The organism is Mycobacterium europaeum (assembly GCF_002102155.1).
Lineage (GTDB): Bacteria > Actinomycetota > Actinomycetes > Mycobacteriales > Mycobacteriaceae > Mycobacterium > Mycobacterium europaeum.
The window spans coordinates 155237-169965 of the sequence record NZ_LQOU01000021.1 but is presented as its reverse complement, the minus strand read 5'-3'; the positions used below and the strand labels follow the sequence as shown (position 1 = coordinate 169965).

The window sequence follows — 14729 nt, the reverse complement described above, 5'->3', positions numbered from 1 at the left end:
CAATTCAGGATAGGAGCAATTACGTACATCAGTATTCCCGCGAATGCGGAGGATGCTCCCCGTAAATGACCTGGTAGCACGGTTACCGTACATACTGAAACGCGTACTCACGACGTTGTCTGGCGGAATTCCTACGGCGTAGCCCAGGCTATCCTGTGAGATCAATGTGGACCGCCAAGAATGCGCCAACTTGCTTTGCCGAGCGTCCTTTAGCGGCGCTACATTGGCATTATCCATTGGTACGCAAGCCCTTATCGCTCATAATGAACCCGGAAGGGGGTGGCTCCTGCGATGGAGACGCTCATTGATCACCTGCACATGCGGGAAGCGCTGACCCCGGACAAGACCCTCTTCCGGTTCGTCGACGCCGACGGTCGCGAGCAGGAGCACTACACGTACCAGAGCTTCGCCGAGCGGACGCGCGAGCTGGCCGCCTACCTGTCGGCGGAGGCCGGGTTGCGCCCGGGGGATCGTGCGCTGCTGGTCTACCCGCCCGGCCTGGAGATGATCGCGGCGTTCTATGCGTGCGCCCGCCTCGGGGTGATCGCCGTGCCCGTCAGTCCCCCGCTGCCGATGTCGTTCGAGTCGGGGTTGGCCAAACTGGCCTTCATCGCGCGCGATTGCCAGGCCAAGGCGGTGCTGTCGACCAAGCAGTTCGAGTACGACTACCGCCTGCTGCTCAACCACCTCGACGGCGGGTCGCCGTGGCAGGACGCGCAACGCCCGCCGGAACTGCCCTGGTTCGGCACCGACGGTACGCAGGACTTCGGTGGCACGCCCGTGCCCGACACGCCCGGACCGGTGCTCTTCCTGCAGTACACGTCCGGCTCCACCAGCGACCCCAAGGGCGTGGTGGTCACCCACGCCAACGTCATCGCCAACGCGTCGGCCTTTGGCGGCGGCGAGGTGCTGGTCAGCTGGCTGCCCCAGCACCACGACATGGGCCTGATCTCCGCCTACCTGTTCATCCTGCTGGTCGGCGGGACCACGCACGCGATGTCGCCGCTGGACTTCCTCAAACGCCCGTCGGCGTGGCTGCGCCTGATCAGCGACGTGCGCGCCACCCACACGCCGGTGCCCAACTTCGCCCTCGAGTTGTGCCTGCGCGAGGACAAGCTGCCCACGTCCGAGCTCGCCGGGATCGACCTCAGCAGCCTGGAGAGCATCGTCGTCGGCGCGGAACCGCTGCGCGCCAGCACCTTCGCGCGCTTCCGGCAGCGCTTCGCCCCCTATGGCCTGGAGCCCAACGCCCTCACCGGCGCCTACGGCATGGCGGAGAACACGCTGATCGTCTCGCTTCGCGGACGACAGACGCTGGCCCTGAACAAGCGCGCGCTGGAGAGGAACCACGCGCGGGTCGAGAAGGCCCAGCCCGAGAACAGCAACCAGGCCCCGGTGGTGAGCTGCGGCAAGCCGATCGAGGGCAACGTGGTCCGCATCGTCGACCCGGAGTCCCGGCAGGCGCTCGGCGAGGGGCGGGTCGGCGAGGTCTGGCTGGACGGGCCCTCCAAGGGGGTTGGCTACTGGAACCGCCCCGAGCTGACGGCGGAGGTCTTCGCCGCCCGCATCCCCGGCGACGACGCGCACACCTATCTGCGCACCGGCGACCTCGGCTTCCTGTACGAGGGCGAGCTGTTCGTCTGCGGCCGCAGCAAGGACCTCATCATCGTGCGCGGCGTCAACTGCTACCCCTCGGACATCGAGGGCATCGTGGAGCGGTCGGCCCCGCAGGTCCGCGGCGGCTGCGTCGCCGCCTTCGCGGTGGAGCACGACGACCAGGAAGTGCTGACCGTGGTGGCCGAGGTCCGCGACGCGCAGACGCTGCCGGACGGCAAGGCGCTGGCGCGGGCCATCCGCCGGCACGGCCACATCGACCCGCACACCATCGTGTTCGTGCCTTCGCACAGCATCCCGAAGACCACCTCGGGGAAGATCAGGCGCGCGTCCACGCGCCAGCTCTGGCTGGACGGCGAGCTGCCTGTGCTGGCCACCTACACCCACCAGCCCCACGACGCGACGCACGACGACAGTGCGGGCCCGCTGGATCGGTTCCGCAACCTGATCGAGAGCTACGACCTCACCGGCGATGAGGACTGCTCCTTCGCGGACCTCGGCATCGACTCGTTGGCGCTGGCCGAGCTCCGCGCGGACCTGCAGGCCCTGCTGGAAGAGCACGGCGCCGGGGAGTTGGCCGAGGACGTCAACACGCGCCTGCTGCAGCGGCTGACGGTGGCCGAGTTCTTCCGGCTGATCCGGCAGTTCGGCGAGGGATCCGGGCAGCCGGTGGAGGCGCTGCGTCAGGCGCTGGACCAGATTTCGGCCGAGTACGAGGCCTACGAGGTCGCCCGGATGCGGGCCGACGCCCAGCTTCCCCTGCCGGCGCTGCCGCCCGCGCGGCCGGGTGCTGTCAGCGACATCCTGTTGACGGGGGCGACGGGATTCCTGGGGCCGTTCCTGATCGCCAGCCTGCTCGGCCGGACCTCCTACACCGTGCACGCGCTGGTGCGCGCGACCGACTCCGGGCACGGGCTCGACCGGATCGTCGCGTCGCTGCGCAAGGCCCGGCTGTGGTCTCCGGCGCTGGAAGCGCAGGCCCGGGAGCGGGTGCGGGTGGTCTGCGGCGACCTCGCCGAGCCGCAGCTGGGCCTGGGCGAGGCCGGGTTCCGGCGGCTGGCCGACAGCGTCGACGCCGTCGTCCACAACGGCGCCCTCGTCAACTACGTGCGCACCTACGACGCCCTGCGACCCGCCAACGTGGCCGGGACGCACGAGCTGCTGCGGCTGGCCATGACGGGGCACCGCAAGACCTTCCACCTGGTGTCCAGCACCTTCATCTACGGGTGGAGCGTCAAGCCGGTGGTCGGGGAGTCCGACGCGAACCTGGAGATGAACGCCCTGGACTTCGGCTATTCGCAGACCAAGTGGGTCGCCGAGCAGCTGGCGTTCGCCGCCCAGCGGCAAGGGCTGGACGTGCGCATCTTCCGGCCCTCGCTGATCTCGCCGACCGGCGCGGGTTTCGGCAGCCAGGACGACATCCTGGTGCGCACCGTGGCGTTCATGATCGAGCACGGCGTCGCCGCCGACGCGCTCAACCAGCTCAGCCTGCTGCCCGCGGACCTGATCGCCGACCACATCGTCGCGCTGATGGACCTGCCGGCCGACGCGGGAACCGTGTTCAACATGACCGCCGACGACTACTACAACCTGACCGACATCACCCGGATCCTGAGCGAGCGCTACGGCTACCGCTTCGACTACCACGACATCGGATCGTTCGCCGCCGAGATGAACCGTCGCTGCACGCCGCGGGACCCGATCTACCCGCTGGTCGACTTCCTGACCCGCTCGGCGGACAAGATCGCGGCGATGCGGGACAAGCGCTACGGCAACACCCAGTACCAGCGTGCGCGCGCGCTGGCCGACGTCCGCCTGCGTGAACCCGCGCTGACCCAGACGGTCGACAACCTCGTCCGGTTCTTGCGTAGCGAGCGCCTGATCACCGAGGCTGAAGACCAGGCACGCAGCGCCTAGCCACCGCAGCGGGTCGCCGCGCGAACCACCTAGGGGGTCCACCATGTTCACCGTCGATGAGAAGGCCACGGGTCCGCATCACGCGTCGCTCGACCACGAGCGCATCGTCCTGCAGGCGCGTGACGTCGACTTCGACTGGGCGGCGCTGCCGTTCTACTACGTGCCGGGCGAGCCCTTCACCACCCACTTCTGCAACGTGCTGCACCTGCTGCTGCCCGCCGGCGAGGAGTTCATCGTCGACGCGTTCAAGAACACGCTGCCGCTGATCAAAGACGATCAGCTGCGGCTGGACGTGCAGGGTTTCATCAGCCAGGAGGCCATGCATTCCCAGGCGCATTCGGGGGTGCTGGACCACTTCGCGGCCAAGGGCGTAGACGTCACGCCGTTCACCGACCAGATGGCGTGGCTGTTCTCCCAACTGATCGGCGACCGGCCCGGTTGGGGTCGGCGGCGGCGGCAGAGCTGGCTGCTCGAGCGGGTGTCGATGGTGGCGGCCCTCGAGCACTACACCGCCATCCTGGGCGAATGGATCCTGGACACCCCGCAACACGACGCCTTCGGCACCGACCCGGTGATGCTGGACCTGCTGCGCTGGCACGGCGCGGAAGAGGTCGAACACAAGGCGGTCGCCTTCGACACCATGAAGCACCTGGGCGCCGGGTATTGGCGCCAGGTGCGCACTCAGCTGCTGGTGACGCCGGCGCTGCTGTGGTTGTTCGTCCGCGGCGTGCGGTTCATGTACTCGGTCGACCCGCACCTGCCGCCGGGTACCAAGCCACGCTGGCGCGACTACTTCGGCGCGGCACGCCGGGGCCTGGTGCCCGGACCGTTCCAGTTCCTGCGGGTCATCGGCGCCTACTACCTGCCGAGTTTCCATCCGTCCAAGCTGGGCGGGGTGGGTCGCGCGGTCGACTACCTGGCCCGATCGCCCGCGGCGCGCGCGGCGCACTGAGGGCATGCGAGAGATGACTCGATCCAGCACCGTGATCGCCTCCGACGGTGTGTCGCTGGCCGTCCACGCCCACTCGGAGATAGATGCGGGGCGCCCGACGATCTTGGCGATCCACGGCTACCCGGACAACCACCACGTGTGGGACGCGGTCGCAGACGAACTCGGCGGGCGGTTCAACGTCGTGGCCTACGATGTGCGCGGGGCCGGTGAGTCGTCGAAGCCGCGGCGGCGCTCGGGATACCGCCTGCCGCAACTGGTTTCCGACATCGGCGCGGTGATCGACAGCCTCGGGGCGGGCACGGTGCACCTGGTGGCCCACGACTGGGGTTCCATCCAGGCCTGGGCCGCGGTCACCGACGACGCGGTCATGCGCAAGGTCGCCTCGTTCACGTCGATCTCCGGCCCGCACCTGAACTATGCGGGCAGGTTCCTGCGATCCGCGCGCGCACCGCGTGGGGTGGTCGACGTCCTCAAGCAGGCTTTGGCGTCGTCCTACATCTGGTTCTTCCTGTGCCCGGGGGTGCCGGAGCTGGCGATCTGGTCCCGCGCGACGGTGGCGGTCTTCGCGGGGGTCGAACTGATCGGACGCCCGCGCGGCACGGGCCGGGGGCGCGCGGCGACCACCCGGTCGATCCGCGACTACGTCAACGGTCTCAACCTCTACCGCGCCAACATGCCGGCGCCGTTTCTGGCTCCGCCGAAGCAGCTGCCGCAGACGGCCGTCCCGGTGCAGGTGCTGGTGGCGCGGAAGGACTATTTCGTCTCACCGCCCCTGCAGCGGTTCACCGGGGCGATACCGCCGCACGGCAGGGTCGTCGAAATCGAAGGGGGACACTGGGTGGTGTCCTCCCACCCCGACGTGATTGCCAAGCTGACGTGCGAGTGGGTCAGCCAGGTCACCGGCACCGACATCCGACAGGCATAGGAAATTGGCTGTGGCACAAGCGATTTGGAGTAGCAGGCCCGCCGACCTCTACGGTCGGCGCAGGCGCGATCGCCTCTACACGGCGTTGTGGGGGGTGGGCACGCTGTTCGGCGGGTTGGCGTCGGCGTCGCGGTGGACTCCCTCGAAGGTGGTGCCGGTGCGGCGGACCAACACCGCGGTGGTCACCAAGCGTGAACTCCTCACGCCCGACGTGGTCGCGCTGACCCTCGCCGACGCCCGGGGCGGGTTGCTGCCGTCGTGGACCCCCGGCGCGCACATCGACGTCCGGTTGGCGTCGGGCCGCCGCCGCCAGTACTCCCTGTGCGGACCGCCCGGGCGGCGCACCGACTACCGCATCGCGGTGCGCCGGATCGCCGACGGGGGCGGCGGTTCGATCGAAATGCACGACACCTTCGCCGTCGGCGACACCGTCGAGTTCGACGGTCCGCGCAACGCCTTCTATCTCGTCACCGACGAGCGCGAGGTGTTGTTCGTGGTCGGCGGCATCGGCTTGACGCCGATCCTGCCCATGATCCGGCTCGCCCAGCAACGCGGAATCGATTGGCGGGCCGTGTATTGCGGCCGCAGCAGGGAGTTCATGCCGCTGCTCGACGAGTTGCTGGCGGTCGCGCCCGACCGGGTCACCGTGTGGGCCGACGACGAGCGCGGCCGCATGCCCACCGTAGAGGAACTGCTGGCCGACGCCGGGCCGGCGACAGCCGTGTACGTGTGCGGGCCGACCGCGATGCTCGAAGCGGTGCGCAGGGCGCGCGATGAACACGCCGACGCGCCGCTGCACTACGAACGTTTCGGGCCGCCGCCCGTCGTCGGCGGAGCCCCCTTCGAGCTCGAACTCGCCAGGTCGGGGCGCGTGCTCGCCGTCCCGGCGAACCGGTCGGCGCTCGCCGTCATGCTCGACGCCGATCCGGCGGCGGCATACTCGTGCCAGCAAGGTTTCTGTGGCACTTGCAAGGTGAAAGTGCTTGCGGGGCAGGTGGATCGCCACGGCCGTGCCCTGGAGGGCGACGGCGAAATGCTGGTCTGCGTCTCCCGGGCCAAAGGCGAACGCCTGGTAATCGACGCCTGATAACGCCGAGTAGGGGCACACAGGTATCCCGGAGTAGCGCACCAGTCGCGGGCTGCCGCGCCTGGGCCGGCAACCGCCCGAGGCGAGACCGCGACGTCAGTCGTTATCGGGCGCTTCGTTGCCCAGGAAGTGGAAACTCTGGTCCAAGTGCACTTCCACCCGAGTGCCGTCGCCTTTCGTGGCGAGCACGCCGTAATAGGCGGCGCCTTCGTTGGTCTCCTTTTCGACCTTCCCGGCACCCCTTTCGTCGTGGTCGTCGTGGTGTCAGCGACGCTATCGCCGGCACATGAAGCCACGATGAAACTATTGGAATTTCTCTTGCCGGCCGCGCGATCGCGTAGGTGGCTCCAAGCTGGCAGAGGTCTCGCGTAGACGAAAGGTCAAGCAGCGCCCAGCAAATGGGACGTATCGACCGTCAGGCGCGATAGAGCCCGTACCGATTACGGGTGCGCATCGCCCCGGTGTGCGGGGTAAGCGTGCACGAGAGCGCTGTTCAGTCTGGGAACGTCGTGAGCGAGCTGGTGCTCGGCGTCGTGGGCGATGCGGTGGGCGTCTTCGAGACTGACGTTGGGGTCGATGTCCAGCTCTGCATCCGCGTGCAGGCGGTGCCCGATCCAACGCATCCGGATACTGCGTACGCTGCGGACGCCCGGTCTGGCAGCCAGAGATGCTTCGGCGGTGTCGATGAGATCTGGCTCCACCGCATCCATGAGCCGGTGGAAGATGTCGCGCACCGCGGTTCGCAGCACGGCCAGGATCGCCACGGTGATGACAAGGCCGACGATCGGGTCGGCTAGCGGGTAACCGAGGGCAACGCCGCCGGCCCCGAAAAGCACGGCGAGCGAGGTGAATCCGTCGGTGCGTGCGTGCAAGCCATCGGCGACCAGGGCGGCCGAGCCGATCTGGCGACCGGTCCGGATCCGGTACACGGCGACGAGTTCGTTGCCGAGGAAGCCGATCAAGCCGGCGGCGGCGACCCAGCCGATATGGCCGATGGCAATGGGATGGATAAGCCGTCGGATGGCTTCGTAGCCGGCGATGATCGCGGACAAGGTGATCATGCCGATGACGAACAAGCCGGCGAGGTCTTCGGCGCGGCCGTAGCCGTAGGTGTAGCGCCTCGTCGCCGCGCGCCTGCCCAACGCGAATGCGATCCACAGCGGCACCGCGGTCAGGGCATCGGAGAAGTTGTGGATCGTGTCGGCGGCCAGCGCGATCGATCCGGAGATGACCGCTATCACCACCTGCACCATCGCGGTCGCACCCAGCGCGATCAGGCTGATCTTGACCGCCCGGATGCCTACGGCGCTGGTTTCCAGTGCGGAGTCGAGGCTGTCGGCTGCGTCGTGGCTGTGCGGGGCGAAAAGCTGCGTCACGAAGCCGCGGATTCCTTTGGGATGTTCGTGGTCGTGGTCGTGGTCGTGGCCGTGTTCGTGGTGATGCTGGTCGGTGCTTTCGCTGGTCATCGCTGCCCTGCCCGTCGTGTTCGGTGGCGGTCGGTGGTCAACACCGGATTTGCCAACAGGTCGGCCAATTCGTTGACCGAGAGCTCACCGTCGGCCAGGCATGCGCAACGCCACGGCCACCAGGCTGTCGCCGATAGGGCGTGTCCGCTTACCTGCATCCATAAATAGATACTAGATAATAGGCCGGGTGGTGCCAAGCGGGCTCGTCCGTCCGGTCGAAGCCTCGCGGCGCTACGCGGACGCGCCACGCAATCTGACGGTGACCTCGGCGCCGCCGCCCGAATGGTTTTGGGCGGTAACGGTTCCGCGGTTGCGTCGGGTCAGGGCGTCGACACTTTCCGCGCTCAATGGCGTGGAGTCACCGGCCTACTCCATCATGGCCCCGGTGATCTCCTGGTCATGGGCGGCGCTGGCCACGCCGATGGCGATCTTTGTTCCGATCGTCATCGATGCATCCCTTCTCGTCCTACCCTGATCGTCGAAGTGAAGCTGGCGCCGGCACATGAAGCCGGGATTAATGTGATCGAATTCGTTTGCGTGGCGACGCGATCAATAGTGAAGCAAGTCGCGATGCAACCGAGAGACACTGTGCACCAGACTATTACCCTTACTTCGTCAAACACATGGCCGTCGAGCCTGATGATCTGTCGCCGAGGGACGCGGCCCGCAGCGAGACCTTGAGCGGAAAGAAGGGTGAGGCGCTGGCTGTCATCCAGCCCGACCGCCCACGGCCGAGGTACACCTCGATGAGGATTTCCCGGCATTTGGCACCTTGCCGGCCGGTCAAGACAAGGACGATGATCGTGACTGACGGCTGAGGAGGGTCGATCATGATGCTCAACAGGTTCGCCGCCTGGACCGGGTGGCTGTCCGCACTCCTTGCTTTCGTGGCACTGCCGATGGCCTTGTTCGCGGCCGGCACCGGCCACGCCGGCTGGGCGATGGTGGCGGTCGCCGCGTTGCTGTCCTGCGTCGGCGTAGGGGCCGGCGTGGTCGGGGCGGTCGTGCACTACGACCACCGACATCACAGAAGCACTCCCCACCTCTTCTAGCGACTCGACCCGCCTGCGCCCGAGTGCGCTCGGGCGCCAATAGGCCACGCGTGGCGCGGCGCGCCAACGGCCCGGCGGGGGCCTAGCAGTTGATATGGGGAATGCAACCCTGGTCGCCGCCGGGACCGGTGAAGTCACGGGTGGGCTCACTGGTTGCGGGGGCTCCCTGACCGGCTGTGGCCGGCGGTGCCGGCGTTACGGTAGACGTCGGGGTGGCCATCGGTGTGGTTGTGTCGCCGAGCAATTCGCCGACGCCGAAGCCCGCCGCCAAAGTCAGCACCGTCGCACCGCAGAACAGCACGATGCCCGTCCTCGCTCGAGATGTCATCACAGCCTCCGTTCTCGGTTGTGCGCAACGCCGAATGTGGCGCGCCTAACCCACAGGGCTTGAGTCGTCTGCATCGCTAGCCGCCTTCACGGGCATGCAGTCGAGAAAGGCCATCGTCGATTCCCCGGGCGATTTGACCGCGGACATCAGAACTGACACCGGGCGGCGACTGGCAATGACAGCTCAGGTTGCTGAACGGGTTGGGGTCGCTGCCGGCCACTGGCGCGAACTCCACGCCGGCGCCGAGGAGGATCGCCATACTGACAATGAGTCTCGTAATCACTTGGAAACGACTCATTTACGGGCTGCGGCCGGCGGCGCGATCGGCTTCACCACCACGGGTGCAACCGGTGGATTTGCAGCAGCACGATCTCGCTGCTTCCATGCGTATAACGGTACCCCCGTAGGGTACAGAGAGCAAGCGGTTTGGCGGATGATTTGCGGGCGCGCGCGCCGATCGGGTACCGGCCGGGAATCGGCAGGCCGGTTAGTGGCTTCCGGTGCCGGTGGAACGGGTCTCGCGGTTGCGGCTCTCGCCCAGGGTCCGCACGGCGCCCGCGGCGAGCGGCTTCTGCCGCGCACCGTGAAGCTCCGCGGTGAGGTCGTGCTCGAACGCCGGAACCGCCAACCCGCGCCTGCGCAACGCTCGGCCCAGCGCGGCGATGAACAGGCCCTCGCCCTCGCGGCGGCACCCGAGCACGGCACGCTCGTTCATGACGTCGCGAGTGAGGGCGGCGGCAGGACAGGCCGCGACCACCTCCAGCGAGGCCCGCATATCCAGCGTCGTGGTCACCCCACACGACGGCGAGGCGCCGATACCGACGATGCCGGCGACCGCGATCCCGGACCGCTGGTAGTCGGCAACCTCGCGGGCGACCTGCCGCGCCAACCGCCTGTAGACCAGGCGGGTCCAGAACACGAACCCGCGTAGCAACAGACCGCGCAGCGGGTACAGCAATCCCCCCTTGGAGTGGTACAGGGGCAGGCTGTGCGGCTTGAGCACCCCACCCCAGGCCAGCCGCTCCGGGCAGGGCAGCTGGTGGATTCCGTAACCCGCGCCGATCAGCTCCTCGACCGCCTCCGGCACCGCCCCCGGCCGGGTGGCACCGCCGGCGTAACGCGTGTTCTCGTTGAGCAGGCAGTGCGACACCAGCACGACCCGCCGACCGCGCTCGTCGCGCAGTTGGTCGAGCAGGAGTTGCGCCCGCGACCGCGCCGAGCTAGCGCGCATGATCGACACGGTACCTCGGCTCAATCGACGCGGGAGCCGCTTTCGGCGCCGGCCCGCATCCAAGCGGTCACCATCACCGATTGCGGGACTTCCGCCTCTAGGGCCGGCCTGCCGCACACCGTTACCGTCTGTCCAATGGCAAGACGATCGGCACATCAACTGCGGGGTTAACCATGTCTCAGTCCAAGTGGTCGTTGGTTGTGGTGTGCGCGGCCGCGCTGCTGGTGGCGGCATGCTCGAGCCATCCGGCGCCGACGGCAGCACCGTCCACCTCCGCGCGAGCCGATTCCACCCGATCGAATGCGTTGTCAGCCATGCACGGTGAGGCGTTAGCCCATGCAAAGTATCTTGCGTACGCCGCCCAGGCGAAGCAGGCAGGGCGGGCCCGGGCCGCGCAGGACTTCACCGACGCCGCCCAAACCGAGCACATGGATCACTTTGCGCGCGAGGCTGATCTGGTCGGCCTGGGCAGCGACATCGCGGCCAACCTGGGCGACGCGATCAACGGCGAGAGCAACGAGGCCACCACCATGTACCCGGGTTTCGCCGAGCAGGCCACCGCCGACAATGACCCGGCCGCGGCGGCCGCCTTCAGCGAACTCGGCACCGACGAGGCAGCTCACCTCAAGGACTTTCAGGCCGCACTCAACGCGGTAAACAGCCCGGGCAGTGGCGCGTCGGTACCCGCCGGCCCAACGCCGCCACCGGTGGCTATCGTGGCCGGGCCCCCACGGTCGTCCGGCGTCACGCTGGCGAACCTGCGCACGGCGATGCAGGGCGAGGCGTTCGCGTACGCCAAGTACATGCGTTACGCCGATCAGGCGCGAAGAGCCGGAAACCCTGCTGTGGCGCAGCTGTTCACCAACACCGCCGACGTCGAATTGAATGAGCATTTCGCGATGCTGGCCACCCTGGCGGGGCTGGTGGCCACCGACACCAACGCCAACCTGCAAGACGCGATCAACGGTGAGCAGCACGAGGCGGATGTCATGTATCCTGACTACGCCCGTCAGGCCGATCAGGCGGGAAATGCTCAGGCCGCCAACCTGTTCCGGGAGATCGCCGGCGACGAGAAGAGTCACCAGCAGAAATTCCAAGCCGCGCTGACTGCGTCGTGACGATGAAAAGCGTTGAACCGCAACGCTACCCGGTAGGGCACTTCGACGTGTACAGGGGAACGCCGTTTCCGGGGATCGGCGCGGTGGAGACCCAGTCTCTGCGCCCGCCACTTGATAGGGGATCCCGGAGGGGTCTCAGGTCCACGGGCCGGGGAAGCGGCCGTCCTGGTCTTGCACCATCACGATGTCCTTGCAATCGCCGCCCAGGGCCGCGGCATTCTCGCCGCGGCACACCAGGGTCCAGCCCGATATCCGCGCGAAGGGCCGGACGGACCAGGTGGTCGCGATCGGATCGGTGGCGGGCAACGCCAGCACGGTGAACGTGTTGCCGACGTTGGTGATGTAGAGGTGGTCTTCGAAGAACGCCATCTTGGCAATGGACATCCGCTTGGCCTCGTCTCGGCTCTTCAGCAGATCCCATTGCTGGCTGCGCAGGTTCCATACCCCGAAGCCGAACGGGGAGTTGTCCGAATCGTGGCCATCGACAAACAATTTCCCGTCGGACAGCGTCGCGGACAGCCCGCCACCGGGAATGCGGTCGGAGTCACCGATCTTGATTACGGACTTCGCGTTCAGGTCGTAGAACATCGTCGACAGCACCGGGGGGTTAGAGGAATCCCAGTGGGTGATCTGCACGAGTTTGTCCGGGCCGTCGGATAACTCGGCGTCCACACTCCGGATGTCGTTGTCCTGGTAGATCGGTTCTCCGCTGGGCCGGCGCAGCTCCGCGCCCGATGTCTTGGCGGGATCGGTATTGCGCTGGAACGCGAGGACGTCCTGCCAGACGCGTCCGGCCTGCGGGTCATTCCACGGCATCGACAAATCGGCGCCGGAAAGGAGCACCGTCCGGGGAGGTGACGCGGGGGTGTGCCCGTCGGTGAAGGCGTTGATCCACGCCGCGCCCGATGCGGTCGAGGCCAGGCCCCAGTCCTTGGCGGCGGTCATCTTCAGGTCCGGCGCCGGCGGTTGCAGCTCCTTCGTCGCCAGCGGCTGGGCCGCCTTGAAGTCGAAGGTGTATGCCGTGGTCTTGGTGGCTTCGGGTTGTTGCGCCGGCCCTGGTTTGACGGTCGTGACGAGGTAGACGACTTTCATGTCGTCCGCCGTGCCCGTCAGCGCGCAGATGGCGCCGGTGAGGTTCTCGCCGGCGGCCACCGCCGGGACGGCCGGCGCGACGTATTGCCCGGTCTTCGGGTCAAAGATTTTGGGGCGGATCTCCTCGAGTGCGGATTTGCTGACCGAGAGTTTCTCCGGGCAACCGAAGTACGCCGTTCCGCCGTAGCTTTTCCAATCCTTCTCCAACGGGCCGGTGATCTGGGCCGGAGCGGGGGCCGGGCTAGTGGCCTTCTTTGCCGCCGACGTCGAGGTCGTCGGCGCCGCCGCGGGCGGGGACGCCGTTGCCGAGCAGGACGCCACGGCCAGGCAGATGACCGACGCGACGAGGGCGCGCCCGAATGTGGGCGCGCTTTGCCCCGGAACTGCCCGCATCGAAACCCCCGTTAAGTTCGTGTAACCAACGAGCGTAAGGCGGGCCCGCGTCGGCCGCGACTTGTGTCAGGCGGTCTTCGTCACACCGGGCGCGCCGGGTCCCGGCGCCACTGGCGGCGAGCAGACGCAAAATCGCGCTGCTATGGGCTAGAGAATGCGATTATGTGTCTGCTCGCGAGGTGGTTACCGGTCGAACTCGATGGGCAGGCTCTTCGGGCCGCTCAGGCTCACCATCGGTTTCCACGGAACCGGCCCGGCGGTGCGCGGGTTGAGCAGGCGGGCGGCGATGACGTTCAGGGCCTCGGCGATCTCGCGCCGGGCCAGGTTGGCCCCCAGGCAGTAGTGCACACCGCCGCCGAAGGTCAAGATGGGCGGCGCCCCGGCACGCGTGATGTCGACCCGGTCCGGGTCCTCGTAGACCGCCGGGTCGCGGTTGGCCGCGGCGGTGTTCACCAGCACCATCGTGCCGGCGGGAAATAGATAGCCGTCCAGCTCGGCGTCCTCGGCCACCAGCCGAAGGGTCCCGCACGCGATCGGCGAGTGGCGCATGGTCTCCTCGACGGCGCGCATCGCCAGTTCGGGCTGGGCCTGGAGCAGGCCCCACTGCTCGGGGTGCTCGCAGAGGACGTGCACCGACGCGGCCACCTGGTTCCGCGTGGTGTCCGTCCCCGCCAGGAGCAGGCCGCCCGCGAGCATCCGCAACTCGGCGCTGTTGAGGCGGTCGCCCGGGAAAGTCGGGTCCTCGGCGCGAATCAGGTCGGAGAGCAGGTCGTCGGTGAGGCTGTGCCGCCGCCGGGCGACCATCTCATCGACGTAGTCGTCGAGCTGCCCCCAGGCCCGCATGACGACGGGCTCGACCTGCCGGAGGTCCACATTGAAGCTGAACGCCTTGAAGACGTCGTCGGCCCACAACGAGAACTGTTGCCAATCCTCGCGTGGTGCGCCGAGCAACGCGCAGATGATCGGGACCGGGTAAGGGCGGGCGAGGTCGGTGACGACGTCACAGCTGCCCGCGTCGATGACGCCATCGACCAGCTCGTTCATCACCGCGGCCATGGTGTCGTGCAGCCGCAGCGTCGCACGGGGCGTGAACGCCTTGGCGGTCAGGCTGCGCAGCCGGTGGTGTGCGTCGCCTTCCAGGCACAACAGGCTGTTGACCACCTTGTCCCACAGCGGACCCGACGTGACGCCCTGGACGAGCAGGTTGATGCCGGGCGGGATCTGGAAGCGCGGATCGCGCAGCACGGCGCGGACGAGGTGGTAGGAGAGGACTTCGGGTCCGTGCGGCCCGAGGGCGACGGGCGCGCGTCGTTGCGCCTCCTGGAGCCGGGGGTAGACCTCGGCCGGGGCTTCCTCGGGGCCGTACGTCAGCGCCGGCAGATCGGCATCGAAAACGCTTGTGGGAGCGGTACCGACGGTCATGACGGTCTCCTCGACGTTGCCCGAACCGGCGCGGGACAACTTTCACACAATGTATGGCCGGGCCGGGGAGCTGTCAACGACGTTGCTGGGCGGCCGCGGCCATTCGCGGGGACAACGCCATACAGAAGGGAA

The 14729-nt window shown here is 67.8% G+C and carries 13 protein-coding genes; 7 read left to right on the top strand and 6 right to left on the bottom strand.

From position 1 onward, the window contains the following. Positions 1 to 291 precede the first annotated feature (291 nt). From AWC03_RS11545 to AWC03_RS11530, 4 genes are read left to right on the top strand one after another with little or no spacing between them, the layout of a single operon-like run. A complete protein-coding gene (locus tag AWC03_RS11545; RefSeq protein WP_085240595.1) occupies positions 292 to 3531 on the top strand; it encodes a thioester reductase domain-containing protein in 3240 nt (1079 codons plus the stop codon). Positions 3532 to 3574: 43 nt separating this feature from the next. After that, entirely contained in the window at positions 3575 to 4483 is a 909-nt protein-coding gene (locus AWC03_RS11540) for a metal-dependent hydrolase (protein WP_085240594.1), read from the top strand. A gap of 4 nt (positions 4484 to 4487) precedes the next feature. Then, positions 4488 to 5408 carry an alpha/beta fold hydrolase gene (locus AWC03_RS11535; protein ID WP_420845665.1) on the top strand — a complete coding sequence of 307 codons (921 nt, stop codon included), beginning with the start codon at positions 4488 to 4490 and terminating at the stop codon, positions 5406 to 5408. 4 nt (positions 5409 to 5412) lie between these two features. Beyond that, positions 5413 to 6495, top strand: a complete 1083-nt coding sequence (locus AWC03_RS11530) for a PDR/VanB family oxidoreductase (protein ID WP_085240593.1) — start codon at positions 5413 to 5415, stop codon at positions 6493 to 6495. A 440-nt stretch (positions 6496 to 6935) separates the two neighbouring features. Here AWC03_RS11530 and AWC03_RS11525 read toward each other — a convergent pair whose 3' ends face one another. After that, on the bottom strand, positions 6936 to 7961 hold the full coding sequence (locus AWC03_RS11525; RefSeq protein WP_085240592.1) for a cation diffusion facilitator family transporter: 1026 nt from the start codon (positions 7959 to 7961) through the stop codon (positions 6936 to 6938). Positions 7962 to 8148: 187 nt separating this feature from the next. Here AWC03_RS11525 and AWC03_RS26905 point away from each other — a divergent pair, with 187 nt between their 5' ends. Together AWC03_RS26905 and AWC03_RS11515 are read left to right on the top strand one after the other, a co-directional pair. Next, positions 8149 to 8436: a hypothetical protein gene (locus tag AWC03_RS26905; RefSeq protein ID WP_142278372.1), complete on the top strand. Its 288-nt coding sequence runs from the start codon at positions 8149 to 8151 to the stop codon at positions 8434 to 8436. Between the two features lie 355 nt (positions 8437 to 8791). After that, complete coding sequence (locus AWC03_RS11515) at positions 8792 to 9013, top strand: hypothetical protein (protein WP_085240590.1); 222 nt, start codon at positions 8792 to 8794, stop codon at positions 9011 to 9013. 82 nt (positions 9014 to 9095) lie between these two features. Here the strand turns inward: AWC03_RS11515 and AWC03_RS26900 are convergent, their stop codons facing one another. From AWC03_RS26900 to AWC03_RS11510, 3 genes are all read right to left on the bottom strand, one after another. Continuing rightward, complete coding sequence (locus AWC03_RS26900; RefSeq protein WP_141659179.1) at positions 9096 to 9341, bottom strand: hypothetical protein; 246 nt, start codon at positions 9339 to 9341, stop codon at positions 9096 to 9098. A 76-nt stretch (positions 9342 to 9417) separates the two neighbouring features. After that, positions 9418 to 9600, bottom strand: coding sequence for a hypothetical protein (locus AWC03_RS26895; protein ID WP_249025861.1), 183 nt, complete (start codon positions 9598 to 9600; stop codon positions 9418 to 9420). Between the two features lie 228 nt (positions 9601 to 9828). Further along, positions 9829 to 10572, bottom strand: coding sequence for a hypothetical protein (locus AWC03_RS11510; RefSeq protein WP_158089963.1), 744 nt, complete (start codon positions 10570 to 10572; stop codon positions 9829 to 9831). A gap of 203 nt (positions 10573 to 10775) precedes the next feature. Between AWC03_RS11510 and AWC03_RS27615 the strand changes: the two genes are divergently transcribed. After that, positions 10776 to 11690, top strand: coding sequence for a ferritin family protein (locus tag AWC03_RS27615; RefSeq protein WP_211279225.1), 915 nt, complete (start codon positions 10776 to 10778; stop codon positions 11688 to 11690). A 135-nt stretch (positions 11691 to 11825) separates the two neighbouring features. Here the strand turns inward: AWC03_RS27615 and AWC03_RS11500 are convergent, their stop codons facing one another. Both AWC03_RS11500 and AWC03_RS11495 read right to left on the bottom strand, forming a co-directional pair. Continuing rightward, positions 11826 to 13175: a hypothetical protein gene (locus tag AWC03_RS11500; protein ID WP_085240588.1), complete on the bottom strand. Its 1350-nt coding sequence runs from the start codon at positions 13173 to 13175 to the stop codon at positions 11826 to 11828. Between the two features lie 183 nt (positions 13176 to 13358). Beyond that, the gene (locus AWC03_RS11495; RefSeq protein ID WP_085240626.1) at positions 13359 to 14597 is read right to left on the bottom strand and encodes a cytochrome P450; all 1239 of its coding nucleotides are present in this window, start codon (positions 14595 to 14597) and stop codon (positions 13359 to 13361) included. Positions 14598 to 14729 lie beyond the last annotated feature (132 nt).